This window comes from Uliginosibacterium paludis, assembly GCF_039631355.1.
Classification (GTDB): domain Bacteria; phylum Pseudomonadota; class Gammaproteobacteria; order Burkholderiales; family Rhodocyclaceae; genus Uliginosibacterium; species Uliginosibacterium paludis.
Map to the genome: position 1 here is coordinate 135299 of NZ_JBDIVF010000004.1, position 23096 is coordinate 158394.

The 23096-nt window shown below is 62.7% G+C and carries 18 protein-coding genes and 1 tRNA gene; 14 read left to right on the top strand and 5 right to left on the bottom strand.

What is annotated here, in order from left to right; translation table 11 throughout:
- Nucleotides 1–2: 2 nt before the first annotated feature.
- The 5 genes from ABDB87_RS12660 to ABDB87_RS12680 all read left to right on the top strand — a co-directional run bounded on the left by ABDB87_RS12660 (nt 3) and on the right by ABDB87_RS12680 (nt 4319).
- Nucleotides 3–1577 (top strand): peptide chain release factor 3, encoded by a 1575-nt coding sequence (locus ABDB87_RS12660; RefSeq protein WP_345927561.1) that lies wholly within the window; start codon nt 3–5, stop codon nt 1575–1577.
- A gap of 110 nt (nt 1578–1687) precedes the next feature.
- Nucleotides 1688–2293, top strand: coding sequence for a nucleotidyltransferase family protein (locus tag ABDB87_RS12665; RefSeq protein WP_345927563.1), 606 nt, complete (start codon nt 1688–1690; stop codon nt 2291–2293).
- 37 nt (nt 2294–2330) lie between these two features.
- Nucleotides 2331–2954 carry a LysE family translocator gene (locus ABDB87_RS12670; RefSeq protein WP_345927565.1) on the top strand — a complete coding sequence of 208 codons (624 nt, stop codon included), beginning with the start codon at nt 2331–2333 and terminating at the stop codon, nt 2952–2954.
- Nucleotides 2955–3057: 103 nt separating this feature from the next.
- The gene (gene sugE, locus ABDB87_RS12675; protein ID WP_345927567.1) at nt 3058–3372 is read left to right on the top strand and encodes a quaternary ammonium compound efflux SMR transporter SugE; all 315 of its coding nucleotides are present in this window, start codon (nt 3058–3060) and stop codon (nt 3370–3372) included.
- A gap of 86 nt (nt 3373–3458) precedes the next feature.
- Nucleotides 3459–4319, top strand: a complete 861-nt coding sequence (locus ABDB87_RS12680) for a DNA ligase (RefSeq protein WP_345927570.1) — start codon at nt 3459–3461, stop codon at nt 4317–4319.
- Between the two features lie 5 nt (nt 4320–4324).
- On the opposite strand, the gene ABDB87_RS12685 is transcribed toward ABDB87_RS12680, so the two are convergent.
- Nucleotides 4325–6355, bottom strand: a complete 2031-nt coding sequence (locus ABDB87_RS12685) for a methyl-accepting chemotaxis protein (RefSeq protein WP_345927572.1) — start codon at nt 6353–6355, stop codon at nt 4325–4327.
- Nucleotides 6356–6557: 202 nt separating this feature from the next.
- Between ABDB87_RS12685 and prfB the strand changes: the two genes are divergently transcribed.
- The 9 genes from prfB (at nt 6558) to ABDB87_RS12730 (ending at nt 17050) form a co-directional block, all read left to right on the top strand.
- Nucleotides 6558–7662, top strand: a protein-coding gene (prfB, locus tag ABDB87_RS12690) for a peptide chain release factor 2 (RefSeq protein ID WP_345927879.1) whose coding sequence is annotated in 2 segments (ribosomal slippage) — nt 6558–6638 and nt 6640–7662 — 1104 coding nt in all. Because the reading frame shifts where the segments join, the coding sequence is not laid out codon by codon here.
- 186 nt (nt 7663–7848) lie between these two features.
- Nucleotides 7849–9132: a hypothetical protein gene (locus ABDB87_RS12695; RefSeq protein ID WP_345927574.1), complete on the top strand. Its 1284-nt coding sequence runs from the start codon at nt 7849–7851 to the stop codon at nt 9130–9132.
- Entirely contained in the window at nt 9129–9836 is a 708-nt protein-coding gene (locus ABDB87_RS12700; RefSeq protein WP_345927576.1) for a hypothetical protein, read from the top strand. The genes ABDB87_RS12695 and ABDB87_RS12700 overlap by 4 nt, the downstream gene beginning before the upstream one ends.
- A 17-nt stretch (nt 9837–9853) precedes the next feature.
- The gene (locus ABDB87_RS12705) at nt 9854–12646 is read left to right on the top strand and encodes an ATP-binding protein (protein ID WP_345927578.1); all 2793 of its coding nucleotides are present in this window, start codon (nt 9854–9856) and stop codon (nt 12644–12646) included.
- Nucleotides 12647–12796: 150 nt separating this feature from the next.
- Nucleotides 12797–13867, top strand: coding sequence for a GGDEF domain-containing protein (locus tag ABDB87_RS12710; RefSeq protein WP_345927580.1), 1071 nt, complete (start codon nt 12797–12799; stop codon nt 13865–13867).
- Nucleotides 13868–13965: 98 nt separating this feature from the next.
- Nucleotides 13966–15480 carry a lysine--tRNA ligase gene (lysS, locus tag ABDB87_RS12715; RefSeq protein WP_345927582.1) on the top strand — a complete coding sequence of 505 codons (1515 nt, stop codon included), beginning with the start codon at nt 13966–13968 and terminating at the stop codon, nt 15478–15480.
- 107 nt (nt 15481–15587) lie between these two features.
- Nucleotides 15588–16181, top strand: a complete 594-nt coding sequence (gene xpt / locus ABDB87_RS12720) for a xanthine phosphoribosyltransferase (protein ID WP_345927584.1) — start codon at nt 15588–15590, stop codon at nt 16179–16181.
- A gap of 62 nt (nt 16182–16243) precedes the next feature.
- A tRNA-Ser gene (locus tag ABDB87_RS12725) sits at nt 16244–16333 on the top strand.
- Between the two features lie 318 nt (nt 16334–16651).
- A complete protein-coding gene (locus ABDB87_RS12730) occupies nt 16652–17050 on the top strand; it encodes a helix-turn-helix transcriptional regulator (protein ID WP_345927586.1) in 399 nt (132 codons plus the stop codon).
- Between the two features lie 352 nt (nt 17051–17402).
- Here the strand turns inward: ABDB87_RS12730 and ABDB87_RS12735 are convergent, their stop codons facing one another.
- From ABDB87_RS12735 to ABDB87_RS12750, 4 genes are read right to left on the bottom strand one after another with little or no spacing between them, the layout of a single operon-like run.
- A complete protein-coding gene (locus ABDB87_RS12735; protein WP_345927587.1) occupies nt 17403–18101 on the bottom strand; it encodes a histidine phosphatase family protein in 699 nt (232 codons plus the stop codon).
- Entirely contained in the window at nt 18098–19768 is a 1671-nt protein-coding gene (locus tag ABDB87_RS12740; RefSeq protein WP_345927590.1) for a methyltransferase, read from the bottom strand. Before ABDB87_RS12740 ends, ABDB87_RS12735 begins: the two co-directional genes overlap by 4 nt.
- A complete protein-coding gene (locus ABDB87_RS12745; protein ID WP_345927592.1) occupies nt 19765–22116 on the bottom strand; it encodes a glycosyltransferase in 2352 nt (783 codons plus the stop codon). Before ABDB87_RS12745 ends, ABDB87_RS12740 begins: the two co-directional genes overlap by 4 nt.
- Nucleotides 22113–23039, bottom strand: coding sequence for an NAD-dependent epimerase/dehydratase family protein (locus ABDB87_RS12750; RefSeq protein WP_345927594.1), 927 nt, complete (start codon nt 23037–23039; stop codon nt 22113–22115). The genes ABDB87_RS12745 and ABDB87_RS12750 overlap by 4 nt, the downstream gene beginning before the upstream one ends.
- Nucleotides 23040–23096 lie beyond the last annotated feature (57 nt).

Genomic DNA, 23096 nt, shown 5'->3' on the forward strand with positions numbered 1-23096 from the left:
CCATGACCGAACTCCAGCACGAACTCGCCCGCCGCCGCACTTTTGCGATCATTTCCCACCCTGACGCGGGTAAAACCACGCTGACGGAAAAGCTGCTGTGGTTCGGCGGCGCGATCCAGGTGGCCGGCGAAGTGCGCGCGCGCAAAGCCGCACGCCATGCCACGTCCGACTGGATGGAGCTCGAAAAGCAGCGCGGCATCTCGGTCACTTCCTCGGTGATGCAGTTCCCCTACCGCGACGCGATCATCAACCTGCTGGACACCCCGGGGCACGAAGACTTCTCGGAGGACACCTACCGCACCCTCACCGCAGTGGATTCGGCGGTGATGGTGATCGACTCGGTCAACGGGGTGGAATCCCGCACCATCCAGCTGCTGCATGTGTGCCGCATGCGCGACACACCCATCCTCACCTTCATCAACAAGCTTGACCGCGAAGGCAAGGAGCCGATCAACCTGCTCGACGAAATCGAGTCGACGCTGGAAATGGAATGTGCGCCGATGACCTGGCCGATCGGCATGGGCAAGCGTTTCCGTGGCGTGTACAACCTCTACGACGACACCATCTCCTTCTTCGATCCGCATGCCGAGAAAGGCACCTCGGAAATCATCAAGGGGCTGGACAACCCGCGTCTGGATGAACTCATCGCCGAGCAGGCCGACGAGCTGCGCATGGAGGTCGAGCTGGTGCGCGGTGCCTCACACGCCTTCGACAAGGAAAAGTACCTGACCGGCAAGCAGACGCCGGTCTTCTTCGGATCGGGCGTGAACAACTTCGGCGTGCAGTCGGTGCTGGACGCGATCGTCGATCTCTCGCCCATGCCGCTCGCCCGCCCGGCGGAGAGCCGCCAGGTCGCGCCCGATGAAGAGAAGTTCTCCGGCTTCGTGTTCAAGATCCAGGCGAACATGGACCCGAAGCACCGCGACCGCATCGCCTTCCTGCGCGTGTGCTCGGGCCGCTTCGAGCGCGGCATGAAAATCAAGCAGGTCTCGCAGGGCAAGCAGCTCGCGGTGAACAATGCGATCACCTTCATGGCGCAGGATCGCAACACGACCGACCTGGCGTATTCCGGTGACATCATCGGCATTCCCAACCACGGCACGATCCGCCTCGGCGACACCTTCACCGAAGGCGAAGACCTGAAGTTCACCGGCATCCCGTCTTTCGCGCCGGACCTCTTCCGCCGCGCCCAGATCAAGAATCCGCTGAAGATGAAGCAGCTGCAGAAAGGCCTGCAGCAGCTCGCCGAAGAAGGCGCCACGCAGCTCTTCAAACCGCTGGCATCGAACGACCTGATCCTCGGCGCGGTGGGCGTGCTGCAGTTCGACGTGGTGGCCTACCGGCTGGCCGCCGAATACGGCGTGGAGTGCGTGTTCGAATCCTGCTCCTGGGCCACCGCTCGCTGGCTGCGCGGCAAGGATGACGACATCAAGGCGCTGCTCGACAAGGCGCCCGCCAACATGGCGCTCGATGGCGCCGGCGACTATGTGTACCTCGCGCCGAACCGGGTGAATCTGCAGATGGCTCAGGAGCGTCATCCGAACGTGAAGTTCCTCGAGACGCGCGAGATCTACTGATCAACCCGCCGGATGCTGCCGGAGGTGGAGAGGATGCGGATGCAGGAAATCACTTCGGATCGCGCCGGGCGGCGGGAATCGTTCGCCCGGCCCGGCGCCGAGCAAACGCCGTGAGCCACCCGATCCCCGCGCCCTCAAACCTGCAGCATGCATTCCTGCACGATGTGCAGCAGAATCGCCACAACCGCGCGATTCTCGAGCGATGGGACGCCCTCGGCCTGCCGGAAGGCTGGCTGGTGGCAGGCTGCCTGTTCCAGACCGTGTGGAATCTGCAGGCCGGCCAGCCGCCGGAAGCGCACATCAAGGATTACGACCTCTTCTATTTCGAGCCGGCAGATCTGAGCGAAGCCGCCGAGCGTGCGGTTCAGGCGCGTGTGGATACGGTGCTGGCGGATCTGGGCATCACGCTCGAAGTCGCCAATCAGGCGCGTGTGCATCTCTGGTATGAAGACTATTTCGGCGAACCCTATGCGCCCTTGCAGAGCAGCTGCGAAGGCATCCGCCGCTTCCTGATTCCGGCCACCTGCGTCGGTGTCCGGCCGGGCGAAGTGTACGCGCCGAACGGCCTGCAGCTGCTGTATGACGGCGTCCTGACGCCGAACCCACTCCTGCCCTACAGCCAACTGTTCGAGCGCAAGGCGGCCTCCTACTGTTCGCGCTGGCCTGCGCTCACGATCGATCGTTCCGGCTACGAGCCCTTGCCGGTCGACGCCTGAAGCCGCGCCAGAGCATCTGAAAAACAAGGAAACAGCCATGCCGGACATCCATGATCTGCCGCTTTTCATCCTGTCCTGCCTGCTGCTGAACCTCACGCCCGGCGCGGACAGCCTCTTCATCGCGCTGCGCAGTGCGAGCCAGGGTTTCAGGGCCGGCGTCGCTGCCGCACTGGGCATCTGCGCCGGCTGCTGGGTGCATGTGATGGCCGCGGCCCTCGGACTCTCCGCATTGCTGGCCGGCTCCGCGCTCGCTTTTACCCTCGTCAAGCTGCTGGGCGCCGCCTACCTGATCTGGATGGGGCTCGCCCTGCTGTTCGGCAGGGCACACAGCAGGCCGCCCGCGCAGGCCGCCGTGCCCGCGCCGCTGCGGGCCGCGTTTCGCCAGGGCTTTCTCACGAATGTGCTGAACCCCAAGGTCGCGCTGTTCTTCCTCGCCTTCGTGCCGCAATTCATCGCACCGGATGCGGCCCACAAGGCGGCCGCCTTCCTTTTTCCTGGCAGCCTGTTCACCGCGGGCAGCGCGATTTACGGCATCCTGCTGGCCGGCCTCAGTGCCCGCACCGCGAGGCTGGCGCCGGGCCGCAGGCTCGGGCGCTGGCTCGGCCGGCTTGCGGGCGGCGTGTTTGTCATGCTGGGTATGCGCATGGCCACCAGCGACTGATGCCGCGCCTCGAGCCGGAGGCGCTGCGGAAAACCGCCTCTCGTTCGGGCTGCGGCAGTCCGTCCGCCTGCCACCCTTGATCGATCAACCCGGAGCCTTCCTCATGCACTGGATCATCCTCATCATCGCCGGCCTCCTGGAAGTAGGCTGGGCCGTTGGCCTCAAATACACCGAAGGTTTTTCACGCCTCTGGCCCTCGGTCGGAACCGTCGCGGCGATGGTGGGCAGCGTGGTCCTGCTCGGCGTCGCGATGCGCTCCTTGCCATTGGGAACGGCCTACGCCGTATGGACCGGCATCGGCGCGATCGGCACGGCGCTCTTCGGCATTCTCGTGCTCGGCGAATCCGCCGCCACGCTGCGCCTGGTGAGCCTCGCGCTGATTTTTGCCGGCATCGTCGGGCTCAAGCTGAGTCACTGAGCGCCGCACTGCAGCAAGCCTTCCGGACAGGTCTGCGCCGGATGACATCTGGCTAAGCTGTGCGGCCCCGCTTCCGGAGCCCCCGCATGCTGCCCAGCCATTGTCCGCGACTGCTCTCGCCCCTGCGTCACCTCCTGGCCTGTCTTGCGCTGCTGATGCCGCCAGCAGCCTTGGCCCAGCCCGACATCCTGCTCGCCGAGATCTATCGCCAGGGTATCGACCCGCGGGATTACCTCGTCAGCGAAAAATATGACGGCGTGCGTGCCATCTGGAATGGCCATGATCTCGTCTTCCGCAGCGGGCAGGCGGTTCCCGCGCCGGACTGGTTCATCCGCGCGCTGCCACCGGTGCCGCTCGACGGCGAACTCTGGGCCGGTCGCCAGCGCTTCGAGTGGCTGTCCGGCGTGGTCCGCAAGCTGGACCCGGTGGATGCGGAATGGCGCGAGCTGCGTTACATGATCTTCGAGCTGCCGGGCGCGCCGGGCGACTTTCGCGAGCGCGCGGCCCGCATCCGCAACATCGTGGCAGCCTCGGGCAACCCGGCACTGGTGGCTGTCGAGCAACGCCCCGGCACCGACCACGCCAGCCTGAAAGCCCAGATGGATCGCATCGTGGCGGCAGGCGGCGAAGGCCTGATGCTTCATCTCGCGGATGCACCCTATGTCACCGGACGCAGTGATGTGCTCCTGAAGCTCAAGCCCTGGCTGGACGCGGAGGCGCGGGTGATTGAAGTTTTGCCCGGCAGGGGCCGGCATGCGCAACGCATGGGCTCGCTGCTGATGGAAATGCCCGATGGCAAACGCTTCCGCCTCGGCACCGGTTTCACCGACGCCCAGCGCGAGCATCCGCCCGCGCCAGGCAGTCTGCTCACCTATCGCTATCAGGCGCTGACCGCAGCCGGCCTGCCACGCTTTCCGGCCTTCCTGCGCTTGCGTGAGTTGCCCTGACGCGCTCAATCGACGCGGAAGCGTGCCACCGAGCTGTTCATGGCATCGGCCAGCACCTGCAACTGGCTGGCCACTTCGGACGACTGCCGGGCGGACCCCGTCGTGCGGTCGGAAAGATGAGCGATCTGGTCCACTTCGCTGCCAATGGCGTTGCTGGCCAGACTCTGCTCCTGCAGCGCAGCCGCCATGCTGGCGGTCGCCTCGGCAATGGCGTCTGCGCCGTGCTGGATTTCGTCGATCGCGCTGCGTGCACGCTCCACGGCCGTTACGCCGCCACCCACGAGTTCGACCGCTGTCGTCATGCCCTGCGAAACCTCATGCGCGCCCGCCTGGATGGAGTCGATCATGGCGGTGATTTCCTTGGTGGAGTTGCCGGTGCGCTCCGCCAGCTTGCGCACTTCGTCCGCCACCACGGCAAAACCCCGGCCCTGCTCGCCGGCACGCGCCGCTTCGATCGCGGCATTCAGGGCCAGCAGATTGGTCTGATCCGCGATCTCCTTGATGATCGAGACCACCGTACTGATGCGCTGCGCCTCGCCGTCCAGTTTTTCGATATGGGCGGACGCGCCAGAAACGGCGGCCTCGATCCGGTTCATCTGCTTGAGCGCGGCGGCCGCTTCCGCGCTGCCGAATTCGGCCTGTCCGAGCATGGTCGAAGCCAGCGTCTTGGCGTGCTGGGAGCTGTCGCTCACATGCGTGATGCTCGCCGTCATCTCTTCCACGCCAGCGGCCATCGCCAGCGCCGCAACGTTCTGGGTCGTCGCGACTTCGGCAACCGAGGCAGCGGAATCCGCGATGCTGCGGGCATTACGCGTGAGATCCTCGGCATTGCGCCGCAAGACCATGACCAAGTTGCCCACGCTCGCGGCGGTCTCCTCCACGCTGGCCGCGATGATGTCGATCTCGTTGCGGGTCTGGCTCTTCACGATGCCGGTCGGCCTGATTGAAAAATCACCATGCCCCATGCGCTCAAGGGTGGCCACCACGCGGGCGACGGGTTTGAGCTGGCGGTTGATGAAGAACCAGAGCAAGCCGCTCAGCACCAGTGCTGCCGCGAGGCCGGCAATCAGGATGGCGTTGCGCAGCGCGATGCTGTTGCGCATGTAGAAATCCACCGCGCCGCTGCGTACGACAATGATGCCTCCCCAGCTCTCCGACTTCGCCCAGGCCAGGATGCGCTTGCCCGCAGCACCCGCGGGGCGGTACTCGAGCAGGCCCTCCGGGCTGCCCAGCACCTGCCCGAGCGCGGGCTGGCCGGCATCGTCGCGGATTTCGTCGATCTTCTTGCCCTCGAGCGAAGGATGGAACATCAGCTCGCCCGCCCGGGCGCCGCTGGCATAGACCACGAAGGATTCGTCGCCATTGTTCTGATCCGCCAGGGCGCGCCGCAGGCTCGCGAAAACATCGGCCAGATCGAAGCCGACGAAGAGGATGGCATTGACCTTGCCGGCGGCGTCCTTCACCGGAATGTACTTGGTCAGGTACTGGCGCCCGAAGAGTACGGCCGTGCCGAGATAGGTTTCGCCTGCCAGCACGCGCTGATAGGCGGGATGGTCGTGCGCGAGCTTGGTGCCGATTGCGCGTTCGCCGGTCTGGGTCTTGAGCGAGGTGGTCGCGCGGACGAAGTCATCCCCGTCTCTCACGAAAATCGTCGCGACCCCGCCAGTTGCCTTGCTGAAGGCATCGACCACGCGAAAATCGGCGTTGAGCACCTCCCCCTTGCTGCGCAGGACGGGAGCCTCGGTCTTGCCGGTCGCAACCCGGGCCTCGGCGTCCACGGTGAAACCTTCAGGAAAACTGTCCGTCAGAATGCCTGCGACCCGGTCAGTCAGGCCGATGCTGATGTGGTAGGCGTTGTCGAGCAGCTGCAGTCCGTCATGCGCGTCGCCCTGCAGGCCTTCCTGCATCTGCTGGATCGTATTGGCCTGCGTATTGCGCGACACCTGGACGACCAGCGCGAGGATGATGAGGATCGACAGGGCGACCGACACCGCGACGAACTGATGGGCCAGGGAAAGTCTCTTGAAAGCGTTCATGCTGGGGCTCCGGGGGGTAGAGGCATCTGCGTGCCATTTGACTTCCGGTCATAACGGCACAACGCCGCAAAGCTTTCGGCAGAAGTGAAAACAATGGAAAACCCTGCCCGGAGCCCTCCGCCAAGGAGGGCTGCAGGGCGCTCCCCCGCCCGGGTTATAATCGGCGGCTTACCTAGCTGAACAGAAGCGGAAAAAGATCATGATGGAAGCCGAACGCCTCAATGCCGTCGCCAACAAGATGTCCGAGCTGCGCGCCCGGGCAGACGACTTGCGGAGGTATCTTTGACTACGACAACAAGGCCGAGAAGCTGATCGAAGTCAGCAAGCAGCTCGAAGACCCTGCTGTCTGGAATGATCCGAAGCGCGCCCAGGACATGGGCCGGGAAAAGAAGGAACTCGAAGGCGTGGTGCTGGTGCTCGACGGCGTGGCCGCGAGCCTCGCCGACTGTGCCGACCTGTATGAACTCGCCGTCGGTGAAGACGACGAGGAGACCTTCGTGGCGGTCGAAGCCGACGTGGCCGATGTGGAAAAACGCGTCGCCGCGCTGGAATTCCGCCGCATGTTCAACAACCCGATGGATCCGCAGCCGGCCTTCATCGAAATCCAGTCGGGCGCAGGTGGTACGGAGTCGCAGGACTGGGCCCAGATGCTTGAGCGCATGTATCTGCGCTACTGCGAGCGCAAGGGCTTCAACGTCGAGCTGATGGAAGAGTCCGAAGGCGAAGTGGCCGGCATCAAGAGTGCGACCATCAAGGTCAGCGGCGAGTACGCCTACGGCCTGCTGCGCACCGAAACCGGCGTGCATCGCCTGGTGCGCAAGAGCCCGTTTGACTCCAACGCGCGCCGCCACACCAGCTTCGTGTCGGTCTTCGTGTTTCCGGAAGTGGATGACTCGATCGAGATCGAGATCAACCCGGCCGACGTGCGCACCGATACCTACCGCGCCTCGGGTGCGGGTGGTCAGCACATCAACAAGACCGACTCCGCCGTGCGTCTGACCCACGTGCCTACCGGCACCGTGGTGCAGTGCCAGAACGACCGTTCGCAGCACAAGAACAAGGACGAAGCCTGGAAGATGCTGCGCGCCCGCCTCTACGAGCTGGAGCTGCGCAAGCGCCAAGCCGAGCAGCAGAAACTGGAAGACTCGAAGAGCGACATCGGCTGGGGCCACCAGATCCGCTCCTACGTGCTGGACCAGTCCCGCATCAAGGATCTGCGCACCAACTACGAAGTGGGCAATACGCAGGGCGTGCTGGACGGCGACCTCGACGGTTTCATCGAGGCCAGCCTCAAGCAGGGCGTCTGAGCCTGAACGGAACAGGGCCGGCACCCGCTTCTGCCGGCCCGCTTACCCTCACGGGAGAGAGCCCGGCCGCCGGGCGTCCGGATGTCACACTCTGCCAGACACCCGGCCTGGCCGGCTCCGGCCTCATCGCTATAATTCGCGGCCTTTCCGGGGCCGCCCGGCTTCCACGCAACGCAGCCCGCGCCCATGCACGAACCTTCGGACTTCGATCTCGCTGACTTCCTGACGCCCGGTGTCACACCGGACGATGTGCCCGCACTCTGGGCACTGGTGCGTTCGCGCGACCTGATCGCAACCTTCATCACGCTCTTCCGCGGCGGTGAAGAAGAAGTCTTCATCCGCCTGCATGTGCTGCGCGAGATCAGCGCGCGGGCCGATCACCCGCGCTGGGAGCCTGACGAGCTGCGCCGGCATTTCAGCTACATCGACCCGATCAAGCTCGAAACCGTGCTCTCGCGTCTGCGCAGCCATGATCTGCTGGTCTATGACGAAGGCAGCTACCAGTTTTCGGACGCCGGCCGCAACGCGGTGGCCGCCATGGCCGTCCTGCTCCGCTTTGGCGAACATGAAGACTCCGAGCTCGGCTTTCTCACCACCCAGCTCGCCGGCATGCAGGCGACCGGCACGGTCACCGCCGAAGTGCTGCAGCATCTGCTCGCCAAGCTCAATGCGCTGACCGCTTCCTTCGAAGACGCCATTGCATCCGGCTCCGAATTCCGCATCATCGCGGCCCGCTCGCGCCTCTCCGGCAATGTGCGCTGGCTCGACAAGGGCACCCGCATCCTGCGCGGCCTGCTCGGCGAAGAGGAAATCAGCCCGGAAACCAGCCGCATCGCGCATGCCATCGGCCTCGCGCAGAGCCGGCTTGCCCGGGTGGATGCGGCCTTCCAGCGAGCGCTCAACAAGATCGAGGCGCAGCGCGTCACGCTGGGTGCATCGGGCGTGTCCTCGTCCGACGCCGTCGCCTGGCTGCGTACGCTGGACCTGCGCACGGTCGCCTCGCTGGCAGACGGCGCACTGGGCGCCGGCTCGCAGATGCAGTTTGTGGCCGGCGGGCATGAGCTGCTCGACCGCGCCGAATCGGCGCTCTCCGAAGAAGTCCGCCAGATGGAGGCCGACGCCAGCCTGCCTCCGGGCGAGGATGCACCGGAAAACGAAGTCGCGCCCTCCGAGGATCTGGGCCTGCTGGTCCGCCTCTCGGAGCGTCTGGCCGGCATTCCCGACGAAGCCCCCGCAAGCCGGCTGGTGCTGGGCGGCGGCTTCGGTCCGGCGAGCTACCGGCTCTCCCTGCTCTCCCTGCTCGGCAATGAGGAAGCAGGCGCTGCCGGCCCGGTAGCCGATCTCACCCAGATGCCCTACGACCTGCAGCTCGAGGATTACCTCGTCGAGGTCATGGAAGACGAAATCTCGCACATGTCCGCCGGCAAGGTCCTGCGGCGTGACAGCACGATCGTGGAACCCAAGCCATGAATCTCGAAATTACCGAACTCACCGCCCGCCTGCTGGCTCATCGCTGGCTGCCGCGCACCGACAGCCAGATCCGCCGTGCGCTGGTCGACGAAGCCTTCCGCGCCGAGCTCGAAAGCAATCTCGCAGCCGTCGGCCTGCAATTGCTGGACAACCCGTTCGCCGAGCATGTGGCGGTCGGCCTGCGCGACGAAGTCATGGACGCCGTCTTCGGTGGCCGCGACTACCAGGCCAGCACGATGGGCCTCACCCGAGACGAAATCGCCCTGCTGGTGGTGATCTGGGCGCTGATCATCCTGCCCAAGCGTGAGCGCCAGCTCGGCCGCCGCTCGCTGGATGACGACGGCCAGAACGACATGTTCGGCCAGGACAAGCCGATCGAGCATGGCGAATCCGTCTCCGGCGCGGTGTCGGAAAGCTCGCTGCTGGCCGACTTCGGCGCGCAGCTGGGCGGCCGCACCAAGATCCGCAACTTCGCGCTCGGCAAGCTCGCACGCCTGGGCTTCATCGTGCGCAGCAACGGCTACATCCATGAAGGCCCGCTGCTCGACGTGCTGCTCGACTACCGGGTGATGGCGGACCGCATCATCAATGGCACGCTGGCCGATGTGCTTGCCGCAGCCGGGCGGGCGCTCCCCGCCGGCATGGGCGAAGACGACGACGAACTCTTCGACGAGACCGACGAAGACGTCGATCCCCTCGCCTGACCGATACAGGATTCCCGATGTTCCACATCCGCGACATTGAACTCGTCCACTGGGATTTCTGGCGCCGCTTCACGCTGCCGCTGGACGCTCACATCATCACCATCGTCGGCCCCAACGGCTCCGGCAAGACAACGCTGCTCGACGCCATGCGCACGCTCTTCGCGCTGCGCTGCTCCGGCAAGCGCGATTTCCGCCGCTATGTGCGCCGGGCGAACGCCGGCTTCGCCTGGCTGCGGGCCACGGTCTCCAACCAGCCCGGCAGCACCGGCAAGCGGCCCTTCTTTCCCTGCCTGAAGGACGAAGTCACGCTGGCATGCCGGGTCAAGCGGGCTGGCGGCGACTGGAGCCGGGAATACTGCATCGAGGATGGCCTCGTCAGCGTCGAGGTGCTGGAAGAAACCGCGCAGTTCATCGGTCTGCGCGACTACCAGTCACGCCTGGCCTATGCCGGCCTCACGCCCGCGATCGCCAAGGTGCTGTCGCTTGAGCAGGGCGACACCGACAAGCTCTGCGAATACTCCCCGCGCGCCTTGCTGGATCTGGTCTTCGACGTGTTCGGCGACAAGGAAGTGCTGGACAACTACCAGGCCGCACGCGAAGAACAGAAAACCGCACAGCACGAACTCGAAGCCCTCGCGCTGGACCTCGAAAAGCTCAAGGCACAGGCCGAAGCACGGCGTCTCGAAGCCGACCGTTTCCTGGAGTGGCGCGAGCTGCAGCATGAAGCCGGTGCGCTGGAGGCAGAAGCCATTCCGCGTCTGGAGATCGCCGAACTGCAGGCCGAAACCGCCAGCTGGCGCACCCGCCTGAAGCGCGCCCGCACGGACGTGATCGAAGCGATTGCCACCCGCAAGGCGTCGGAAGACCGCGTGGCGGGGCTTGCCGGAGAAAAGGCACAGGCCGAAGCCCTGCTGACCGATGCCACCGGCCGCCTGCAATCCCTCGACACGCAATGGCTGTCGGCCCGCGACGCGATGCGCGACGTCGAAAAGAAACTGGCCGAACGCGATGCGCTGCGCGAGCGCGTGGCGCGCGAACACGGCGAAGCCGCTCTGGATTCCGAAAACGCCGCGGCCGGCGCCTACAACGACTGGCAGGCGGTTCGCGCCAAGGTCCGCGAGCTCACGGCGCGCTTCGAGGAAGTCACCGCCCGCCTGCGTGAAACCCAGGGCAAGACTGGCTCGCCGCAGGACCATGAAGTGCAGCGCTTCCGTGCCGCGCTGAATGACGCAGGCATCGAGCACCGCCTGCTTGCCGAAATCACCGAAGTCACTGACGCCAGCTGGCAAGGCGCGCTGGAGGCGATCCTGCGCCCTTACCGCTCGCTGATCCTGCTCGAGAACGAATCCGACCGCCATGAAGCCTGGGCGCTGGGGGAGCGCGAACGCTTCCGCCACTTCATCGTGTCGGACCGCGTGCCCTGCCCCGAAGCCAGCCCCGGCAGCCTGCTCGAGGTCGTGCGCTTTGCCGGCGAGCCGCCAAAGTGGCTGGCAGAGCTGCTCGGCCGCATCCGCCGGGTGGACAACGCCCAGGCTGCGGCAAAACTGCCGCGTGATCAGGACTGGATCACTCGCGAGGCCTACCACCGCGAGCGGCGCGGTGCGCGGCACCTGGGCGTGCCGCATGATTTCTGGTTCGGTGAGCTCGCACGCAAGACGCGGCTTGAAGCACTGCAGAAGGAAGTGGCCGAGCTCGACAAACAGCTGGCCTGGGCACGCAAGAAGCAGGACGAAGCCGAATCGGCCATGCAGTCGGCGCGCGAAAAACTGCTGGGCATGCAGGCTGCCGAGCTGCTGCTGGCCCGCTCGGCCGAGTTCGACGCGGCCGAGCAGGATCGCCACAGCTTGCAGAGCGCGCTTGAAACGGCGGAAGCCGCGCGCAACCAGGCCCGCGCCACGGTCGACCAGTGCAAGGAAAGCCTCGCCGGCATCGCCATTGAAGCCGACCGCCGCTCGCGGGACCTGAACCAGGCGCGCGACGTGATCAAGCGCCTGGCCACCGAGTCGCGCCCCCAGCGGCTGGAACAGACCGCCCGCCTGTTGAGATTGCGCAGCAAGCGTCGCGGCATGCCGGCCGAGTGGCTCGAACCCGCTGCCCTCGCCGAACTCGCCGAGCATTACGGCGGACTCTCCGGCGCGCGCAACGAGCTCTCCCGCCTCAAGCGCCGGATTGCGGAAGGCGAATGGCCGACCGACGAGAGCGTCCTGATCGTGAAGGAAAAGCTGGGGCTCGAGCTCCAGCAGCGCGAAGCCGATTACGGCCAGCGCATGGCCTACTCCGAGCGCACCCGGCAGATGGTCGATGAAGCCCGTGCGGCCTACATCGCCCGCCTGCGCGCCACGGTGCGGCAGTACGGCAAGAATCTGCGCGCGCTCGGCGAGCTGGCCGGTGTGGGCGTCGAATGCCCGGTGCCGGTACTCGACAATGACGATGGCACGCTGGCGTCAGCCGGCCTCGAAGTGGCCTTCGACTTCGACCAGAAAGGCGCACAGACCCTCAATGACGGAGAAGCCTCGGGCGGCCAGCAGGTCATGAAGTCCCTGATCCTGCTGATCGGTCTGTTGATGGACGACGCGCGCCCGGGCGGCTTCGTGTTCATCGACGAACCCTTCGCCCACCTGGACGTCGCCAACATCGACCGCGTCGGTGCCTTCCTGCGTGCCACCCGCGCGCAATACCTGATCACCACGCCGGTCACCCACAACGCCAACGTGTTCCAGCCAGCCCAGCTCACGCTGGTCACGCGCAAGAAAAAGCCTGCAGACGCATGGGCGCCTCCCATCGGCGTTCTGCGTCGGCATATAGACTGAAGCCGTCCGGGGAAGTCCGTCTGATCGGGCTTCCCTTTCCCGGCCCGCGGGCAGCTTTCTGACCTGCCCCTATATCCAGCCTCCGGTTACTGTAAAGATTCCTGCCGGGATGCCGTTGGAAAGCCGGAACAACCACAACAACCCGGCACCATGAGAACCGAAGTCGCCCTCCTTCGTCTGCTCAAGAAACTGCAATCGCTCGAAGCCTCACGCGATCGCCTGGCTATTGCCGAATCCCTCGTGGTTGCCGCGCTCGAGGTGCTCGACGCACGTTTTGCGCTCCTGCACGGATTCCGCTCCACACCCAATGGCTATCTGACCGCTCCGGTGGCCTGGGCCGTTGCAGGGGGTGAGTCGGCCACGACCAGCCTGGATCATCTCGATTTCGAGGATACCCATCTCGCAGCCGAGCCCCTGCTCGAGGAATGCGCGCACTCCGAATCCGGCATTGCCGTTTCCGAAATCGACAGCGAATACGTACTGATCTTCGCGGTCGGCCCCATCGGCTGCCCGGTCGCCATGGTGGAAGCCCATTGCCAGGAGCGTCCCAGCGACGAGCTGAGTGATTGCGTGCATGAACTGCTGCACATCTATTCCGAGCACATCGGGCTGCTCGACTATGCCGAGCTCGACACGCTGACCCGCCTGAACAACCGCAAGACCTTCGACGACAACTTCGATCGCTTCATCGAACTGGCCGGCATGAGCACACCGGTCGCGCCGGACGACACCGAGGCCCCTCAGCAGTGCTGGCTCGCGGTGCTGGACATCGACAAGTTCAAGCGCATCAACGACGGTTTCGGCCACCTCTTCGGTGACGAAGTGCTGATCCGGGTGGCGGACCTGATGCGCAAAACCTTCCGCAGCAACGACAAGCTCTTCCGCTTCGGGGGTGAGGAGTTCGTCGTACTGTTGCGTTTCGTGACGGCAGACAACGCGGAACGCGTGCTTGAACGCTTCAGGGAAGCCGTCGAAACCTATGAGTTCCCGCAAGTGGGTCAGGTCACCTGCTCGGTCGGCTTCGCCCGCATCGACCCCACCCTCACGCCGGCGGAAATCCTCGGCCGTGCCGACGACGCGCTGTATTTCTGCAAGCAGAACGGCCGCAACCAGGTTCGCAGTTTCGAACGCCTGATCGCCGAAGGGCTGCTCCAGGCCCCCAGCGCCACCCCCGCCGCCACGCAAGACATCCAGGCCGACATCGACGCCCTGTTCGACTGAAAACCATGTCACTGATGTGACATGCTGGCGCCAATCGGTCAAAATAGCGGCCTTTGTCGCGAACGCCCGGTTCGCGCGAGCCTTTCCAGACCCGAATCATGGCCGAACAGAACAATCCCCCCGTCGAACAACCCGCTCAGGACGAAAACCACATCATCGCCGAGCGCCGCGCAAAACTCGGTGAGTGGCGCAAGACGGGCAAAGCCTATCCGAATGATTTCCGCCGCGAAGACTTCGCCGACAAGCTCCACGCCGCTTACGGCGAGCAGTCAGCGGAAGCGCTTGAAGCCACGCCGGTCAGCGTGACCGTTGCTGGTCGCATCATGCTCAAGCGCGTCATGGGCAAGGCTTCCTTCATCACCATCCAGGACATGTCCGGTCGCATCCAGCTCTACGTGACGCGTGATGGCGTCGGCGAAGAGATCTACGCAGACTTCAAGACCTGGGACATCGGCGACATCGTCGGCACCACCGGCAGCCTCTTCAAGACCAAGACCGGCGAACTCTCGGTCAAGAGCGAATCGATCCGCCTGCTCTCCAAGTGTCTGCGCCCCTTGCCGGACAAGTTCCATGGCATGGCCAACCTGGAAATGCGCTATCGCCAGCGTCACCTCGACCTCATCACCAATGATGACTCCCGCGCGACCTTCATCGCACGCAGCAAGCTGATTTCCGCGATCCGCCGCTACATGGACGGTCACGGCTTCCTGGAAGTCGAAACGCCGATGATGCACCCCATCCCTGGCGGCGCCTCGGCCAAGCCCTTCATCACCCACCACAATGCGCTGGACCAGCAGATGTTCCTGCGCATCGCGCCGGAGCTCTACCTGAAGCGCCTCGTGGTCGGCGGTCTGGAAAAGGTCTACGAGATCAACCGCAACTTCCGCAACGAAGGTCTCAGCCCGCGTCACAACCCCGAATTCACCATGATCGAGTTCTATGACGCGTATGCGGACTACCGCACGCTCATGGATTTCGTCGAAGGCCTGCTGCGCCATGCCGCTCGCGAAGCGCTGGGCACCGAACAGTTCCAGTACCAGGGTCGCGACCTGGATCTCGGCAAGCCCTTCGATCGGCTGACCGTGGTTCAAGCCGTCATGAAGTACTGCCCGGAATTCACCGACGCCCAGCTGAACGATGCCGCCTGGCTGCGCGAAGAGCTCTCTCGCCGCAAGGCCCTGCCCAAGGGAGAAGTCGGCCTTGGCGCACTGCAGCTCGCCTTCTTCGAGGAAACCGCCGAAGCCCAGCTCTGGAACCCGACCTTCATCATCGACTACCCGGTGGAAGTCAGCCCATTGGCCCGGGCCTCGGACGCCAACCCTGGCATCACCGAACGCTTCGAGCTATTCATCGTCGGCCGCGAGATTGCCAACGCCTTCTCCGAGCTGAACGATCCCGAAGACCAGGCCGAACGCTTCCAAGCTCAAGCCAAGGCCAAGGATGCCGGTGACGAAGAAGCCATGTATTACGACGCGGACTATATCCGCACGCTCGAATCAGGCCTTCCGCCCACAGGCGGCTGCGGTATCGGGATCGACCGTCTGGTCATGCTGCTGACCGACAGCCCGGCGATCCGCGACGTGATCCTTTTCCCGCAGATGCGTCCGGAATAACCGGCTGCACGAAAGAACCCCACGGAGAACCGGGCTCGCCTTCTGACGAGCCCGGTTCTTGCATTCAGGCCCCAGAAATCCGCATCCATCACTTTCCGAGACACATCATGACCTCACTCATCAGCCCCATGCCGGAACTTGCCGAACGCATCGAACGCGAAGGCATCGTGCAGGGCAACGAAATCCTCAAGATCGACCATTTCCTGAACCATCGCATCGAGCCCGGCTTCATGCAGCGCATGGCACGCGAGATCGCCGCACGCCTGCGCCAGTTCAAACCCGACATGATCCTCACCGCGGAGGCCAGCGGCATCGCTCCAGGCCTGATGGTGGCGCTCGAACTTGATATTCCGATGGTATACGGCAAGAAATACCACCCCGATGTTGAAATTCCCGCGCTGTCACGCAAGATCCCATCGCCCACCAAGGGTGGCGAGGTGAAGATGGTCGTCAGCCAGAAGTACCTCACTTCTGGCCTGCGCGTGGCCATCGTGGACGATTTCCTCTCCAACGGCCGCACCGCCGCCGCCCTGGTCGACATCACCAAGGAAGCTGGCTGCACCCCGGTGGCCGCCGCTTTCCTCGTCGCCAAGAGCTTCAAGCAGGGCCACAAGCTCATGGAAGCTGCCGGCGTCCCGGTCGTCACGCTCGCCAAGGTCGAAGCGCTGGTGGACGGCAAGGCCATCCTGAGCAAGGCCTGAATCCCGGGTTCTGAAAACAGCGCTGGACATTTCCGCCTGGCCATATATAATGCGCGGCTCGCGGAGAGGTGGCAGAGTGGTCGAATGTACCTGACTCGAAATCAGGCGTAGGTGCAAGCCTACCGTGGGTTCGAATCCCACCCTCTCCGCCACAAACACTGTCTACAAGCGGGTTTCAGAGAATTTTAATCTTCTACCCGCCTACCTACCCACCTAAAATCTTGTGATCAGGTGAGTCAGGTTGAGACAAAATGAGAGACCGCCTTCGTGGCGGTTTTTCTTTTTTTGGGCGCGAAATTGCACCGCGAGCGCCTCTCTCCGGCGCACTCCACGTTCAAGCGCACTCCGGCACCGCGACACCGTCAACATGAATGAAAAATTCATGCCCGGTTTTACCAAGCCCTCGCTATACGTTCAAGTCACCACCCGGATGACCTCGTTACCTGACCGTATAGAAAGCCACACCCAAAATGAACGCCCTCACCTTTCTCAGGGAAAAAGACCTGATCGGCCGCCCAGGCCAGCCTGGCTTGATCAACTTTTCCCGCTCGACGCTCTGGCGTCGTGTAGCGGATGGCAGCTTTCCGCCCCCCATCAAGCTCTCCCCAGGCATCACAGCATGGCGGCATTCAGATGTTCTTGAGTGGGCCGCCGACCCGGCTAGCTATCACTCCGGCAGCAACAAGCCCCTGCACAGACTTCGTCGCAGTAGTCCGTCTGACATTTGCAGATTCAAGACGCGCTCTGGCAGTAGCACCCGCTGCGCATCTTCCGGCAGGAAGTTGTCGAAATACCACTGTACTGGGCGCAGACTCGCCCCATCCAGCAAGGGTTCGACAGAGAGCGGCAGATGCGGGCTCAGCGCATAAGCGGCTTGCCAGCCTGACATCCCGCTTTGGTGTGCCGCACCGTCCTGCACTGCATTGATGGCATGGAGCGAATGCTGAATGAGTTCGGTGTGCTATCAATCAGAAAACGGCCATTCAGCCATGCTCCTGACTGAATGGCTGCTCTGCCTGATATGGCTGACGACTCCAAATAACAGCGCGAATGACAACGACGACGCGTCGGCCTGAGCAAGAAAGCCTGTCGCCCCCTTCGCCAAGTCCATCCTCAGCACCCGGAATTCGGCCTTTGCTGACGCTCCACGGACTTCGCCGCACCGGCTGCGATAGGGAGTAAAACGGCCCTCTGGCGCGTCCACGAGCGCCGGCGCGCGATTCAGGGACTTAGTCCACTAGATGGCACAAGATATGAAGGCGCAACCAAGTGTGCGATGTCTCGATACACAACATAGACACCAAGCTCGCTTCGCCAGAATAGAGCCCCTTCAAGAAATAGCGGCCAGTCGTCAGACGCATGATGAACACCCTGCAGCCTTGCGACCGTAGCGGTTACCAGAACGTCGTGTGTCACAAAGACATGAATACCTGGATCACCTTCAGCCGACGACAACATGCTCTGCACAAGAACCCGGGCCGCCTCATCAGGCTGCGCCATCCCCGGCAAAGCCTGTTTTTCAGCCATAAGATGCCGCATCACCTCTTCGTGACCGAGCGTCTCCCAATTGCTCCACGCCAAGCGGCCATCGAGCACGTACACACCGGGGTCGCCCAGTAGCCGGCTCTCAGAAATACGAGCATCGCCACCCGAGCCGAGCCGCATGGCTTCGGCCGTTTGAACACAGCGAGGCAGTGGGCTGCTATGGAGTGATCTCAGGCGAGCGCCAAGTTTCTGGCCCAGTTTGAGAGCAATGTCCTTGCCCGCGTCAGTGATCGGCACTTCATTACCGGCCTCGCCCGGAGGGAGTTCGTCTCGCACGGAATGCCGGAGGAGCAAGGCGATAGGCAGATCGACCGGAGTCTGCTCAAGATTGCGCAGGAGTGACTCAGGAATCTCCCAAGCGTGCGCCTTGGTCATATCGCCTCCGCACACAACACCGCAGGAAGCGCAGCTACTCGACGAACCTCAACCAGACGGAACCCTGCTTCAGCGAGCAAGCGTTCAAAGGCCTCCTTCGAGCGCTCCCGTCCTCCGGTAGCCATCAGCAAGTGCAAGTCACACAAAGCTCCCGATACACCGTGCTCTTCCATCAGCATTTCGATGATGAAAAGTTTTCCTCCCAGCGGGAGGGCCGCGCGAGCTTGAGACAGGATTTTGATTGCGTCACCGTCGTCCCAGTCATGCAGCACTCTGGCCAGTGTCACGACATCAGCTTGGGCACTCCAGGGCTCAAAGAGGTCGCCAGGCTGCCAGTTCAAGCCCGGCACCAACCCAAGGCTGTCGCGTGCCTGCTCAACCACTTCAGGCTTATCGAGCACAGTCACGTGAGCGTCGGGACATGCACTCAGTATGTTCGTTGCAAGCGTTCCGAATCCACCGCCCGCATCCACCACACGCTCATTGCCCTGCAAGCCGAGCGCACCAGGAATCAGTGCGTAGTCATGGCGGGCATAACTGCGCAACATTCGGTGATGCCCTTGCAGACGTGCAGGATCTTTGGCGACATCTCCAAAAATATCCGGTGCGCGCCAATCTCCCTTCGCTTTGAGCGCCTCCGGCAAGGAAGACCACAGGTCGCTGAGGGCGTCTGAGTATTCGAGGGCCGCGTCCGCCAGACTCAGCGAATGGTCTGCCAACAGGAGCTCACCACGAACGCTCAAACCCCAGTTTTCAGCTTTACGCTCAACGAGTCTGAGTTCCCCTAGGGCCCGCAGTAGTCGCATGGCTCCATCGCTGGAGAGTCCGCACTTTTCGGCTAGTGCGTCAGATGTGCAAGGTAAGCCCTCGATGACGCCCAGACGTACCGCTGCCGCAATCGTTTCAGTGCGCCAGTAACCAACCATATCGCTTGAAAGCGCCGCAAATTCAGACTGCCTGGCAGGACGAAGTTCGATCAGGCGTTGCCCCTGCTCATTGATGACCTCCAGGCCGCCATCAAATCGCTCCACTCTTGCTTGACCGTTGTAGAACGGCTCAACAGCTGCAAATCGTCGCGCATAGGCAGGCACTCCACGCAGATCAACGTGCATCCACCCGTCGCCATCACGTGCGCGTGCGAATCCCTTGTGAAAAACGTCCAGATCAGCGAACCAGTTGCCATGCAACGGCTTACCGTTCAGATCCAGATGCGTGCATAGGCCTGCATCACTCTGAATGACACAGAATCCATCCTTGTAGTCTCCGGCATAGCGCCAGGTTTCCGGATACGCGATTGAGCCGTCCGAGAACACATGTCGATAGCGACCATCGCGCAATCGCACCGTACAGCGTTCGCCCTGGAAATTTCCGCACCAGTCATACCGGTCAGGATAGGTATCGCTTCCATCTGGACGAATGTGATGCCAGCCATCCTGGGCCTGTGCCGCAGCGAAGCCCTCATAGAAACCAAACGTACGAATGAAGCGGCGGGAATAGGCGGCATTGCCATCTGGCCCAACATGCCAGGCTTCGTCGCCACGCTTTACGGGCGCCAAGCCAGGAGCATGGAACTTAAGCACTTCGTCGAAACGCCCGTCATACGCGGGCTGACCATCGCGCTCATGGTACTTCCCACATGCAGACACGCTCAGATCACGCCAGTTCATAGCGACTCCCCGGCCGGCTTTCTCATGTTGCAGGAGGCACACAAAGATCGATTCCTGTAACTGGCCACTAGCGCGCGGTAAGCATCGCCCTGCCAGATATCGAGCAAGGATGTGTCGAGCAGTTCGCCGAACTCTCCCAAAGTCCTGCGCTGCGCGTCCGGCGCACAGCATGGATCGAATCGTCCTTGAGCACTGACCCATGCCTCTTGCCCCAGGAATGGGCACAGGCCATCAGGCGTGAGTTCCTGGGTTGCTTCTTCATCCAGCGGGAAGATGTTCTCCAGGAGAATCGTGCGCCCATTCGCGAGCGGCTGGGCCAAAGCGATCTTTTGAGCCTGCTCGACAGCGACATTCCAGCGCCGGATCGCGTCAGCATTGCGGCGCATCGACAAGGCTTCGATTTCAGGAAAATGCGCCCAGAGATGATGGCCCTTGATCCGATCCACGCCGAGATCGATACCGAGTCGCACGATATCGGCCAGTTCCTCGACATTGGATTCCAGAAAGGTCAGCTGGAGCGTCACGCGGCAACGGTTGCCGCCATTCGTTGCATGCGCATCACGCACCGCAATGAACTCACGCAAGTTGCGCAGCGATTCTTCCCATTTCGAGCCCAGCATGATCGACTCATGGGTGGTCTTGCAGGCACCGTTCCAGGAGATCTTCACATCGGAGGTGACCGGCACAATGCGGGCAGCCCAATCGCTAGCCCCATACTTCGGGAAGGTCCCGTTGGTCGTCAGATTCAGTTTCACGTCGTGCTTCGCACACAAAGCCAGGATGTCTTCGAAATGCTCATAGAGCAAAGGCTCACCCATGGTTGAAGGGATGATTTCACGCAGCCCTTTCCCAGCGGTTTCCTCGACGACACGCTTCAGCATCTCGAAGGGCATGCGGCGATGACGACGCCCATCCAGTTTGCGCAGTGGCTGCAACGCACTGTGTGGTGAATGCTCCTCGCACATCACGCACTTGAGGTTGCAGGTATCCGGGTTGGTATCAAAAGTGATGCGCCAGGGGGCCTGCGTATGCGAAAGCTTTGTCCTGTCCCGCCGACGAAGGACTCGCTGATACAAGGCTTCGATATCCTGCACGTGGGTATCGATATCGGGAATGTCACCATCCTGGCTGAAAACGTAGCCACGACTCCCCAGTTTGGCCGCCAGTTCAGGCGCATCGACAAAACGCTGCATCTGCTCCGCCAGCGCCGCGAATGAGCGATGCTCGAACAAGAGTCCATTGACCTCGTGATGGACATACTCGGCCATCCCGCCGGTGTTGGCGGTGATCACCGGCACGCGCGCCTGCTGGGCTTCATGAATGACCAACGGCGAGTTCTCCACCCATACCGACGGCACAACAATCGCATCCACGCGATCAAAGACATCGCGAACGATGTCCTGATTCCTGTACTCAGGCATCCACTCGATCTTGTCTGCAATCTCGGCAGGCAGGCTTGCGGCGATGTCTTTCAGTGCGTCCGTTTCCTGACCACGCGGGCGCCCCCAGATCCTGAGTCGGGCTTTGCCGGTGAGGCGCCCAAATGCGCGGATCAGGTCATGAATTCCCTTGGCCGGAATGTGGGTGCCAATGTACCCAAACGTGAATTCTGGTTCCTGAACCCTGGTGCGGTTGGCGGAACGCTTTCTGTCGAAACCGTAGTCCAGATAGATAAGCTTGCGCTCGGGCAGGCCGAAGTCATGACGATAGCGCTCCAGAAGGTAACGCGCCGGGGCAACGAACACATCCACCAGTTCGGCCATCTCGCGCATGTGTGCCATGCGACGCTTCACCCAGTCTTGCCAGTAAGCCACATCCGCTTCGTATTCATCGGGAGCCCCGCTGAAGTAACGCGCATAACAACGCTCGGCACACTTGCGATCTTCCTGCCCATCGCAAGCTGCCCACAGATTGTCAGGATCTTCCGGGAGGGTCTGCATGAACTGGCCGCGCGGACACATGACCCAGTAGTCGTGAAGCGTGTAGACAATTGGTATCCCACGATTGGCCGCCTCCTTCAATAAGGACGTCGAGAGATGATTAAGGTGCCCGACATGCACAACATCGGGCTGCACTTCGGCCAATACCTCGGCGAAACGCTGATCGACCCCTTCAGCCCGGTATCTGTCCTTTAACCTCGGGTTATTCACCAGATGCAGGGTAATCCTTGCGTCATCAGGATCTCGATCCTGGCGAAGGCGGTAATCCGGCGCGAAGGGATCCTCTTCGCGGGTAAAGACATGGACCTCATGTCGATCAGCCAGCCCCTGGCACAAGGTCTGGCTATAGACCTCGGAACCGGCGTTGTAGCGCATCGGATAACCGTGAATCACTTTCAAAATTTTCATGCTGATGCCTCCATGGCGCCGTGCAATGCGTGTTCCTGCCTGAAGTCTTCAATGAGACGTATCAGGCCGGCTTCCAAAGAAATTTCAGGCTCCCAGCCGAGAAACTCACGTGCTCTCCCCGGGTCTCCATAGAAGCGCGCAACGTCGTAAGACCTCGGCGCAGCCTCAGTGACGACTGCATCGCTCTTCGCCAGTCGACAACAAATCGCAGCAAGCTCGCCTAAAGAGGTTGGGTGCCCTGATACCAGGTGCACTGGGTGCAATGACTGCTCGCCGGACTCGAACAGTCCGATCAAGGCACGAAGACCTCGAACGACATCATTGACGTGCGTAAAGTCGAAGGTGTGGTTGCTGCCTTCAACGCGTAAGGGCGAGCCTTCGACCGCTGCCCTGGCAAACGCAGGAATGACTCTATCTGCGTGATCCTTCGTGCACCCATACACATTCGAAAGCCGCACGACAGCGGTTTGCAGACCCTGGCTGCGCGCATCCAGAACTACGCGCTCGCCCTCTGCCTTGGAGCGCGCATAGACATTGAGCGGATTCAACTCGGTTGTCTCAGCAACCGGGAGTGATGGAGCCTGCCCGTAGACCTCTCGGCTGCTCGAAAACAGAATCCACGGTTTGGAACTCTGGGCCAATGCCGCATGAACGAGGTTTTGAAGGCCCGTGACGTTCGTGCGCCAACACAGTTCAGGGTCTCGCTGCCCCCAGACGACCCTTGAAACGGCGGCCAGGTGAACAACACCGACACAACCCTGAATGCCTGTCTCAACGTCGGCTAAGCGGGTCACATCACCGTAATGCTCTCCGTGCCCGAGCAGATCCAGTTCCTTCACCGAAAACCCGTCATTCCTCAGCGACGCGCAAAGCCGCCGCCCCACCAGGCCGCGTGAGCCGGTGACCAATACTGTCTTTGTCATGATTTTTCCCAGGATGAGAGCCAGAACTCCCGCAAGGAGAGTTCCGGCAAGCGCAAC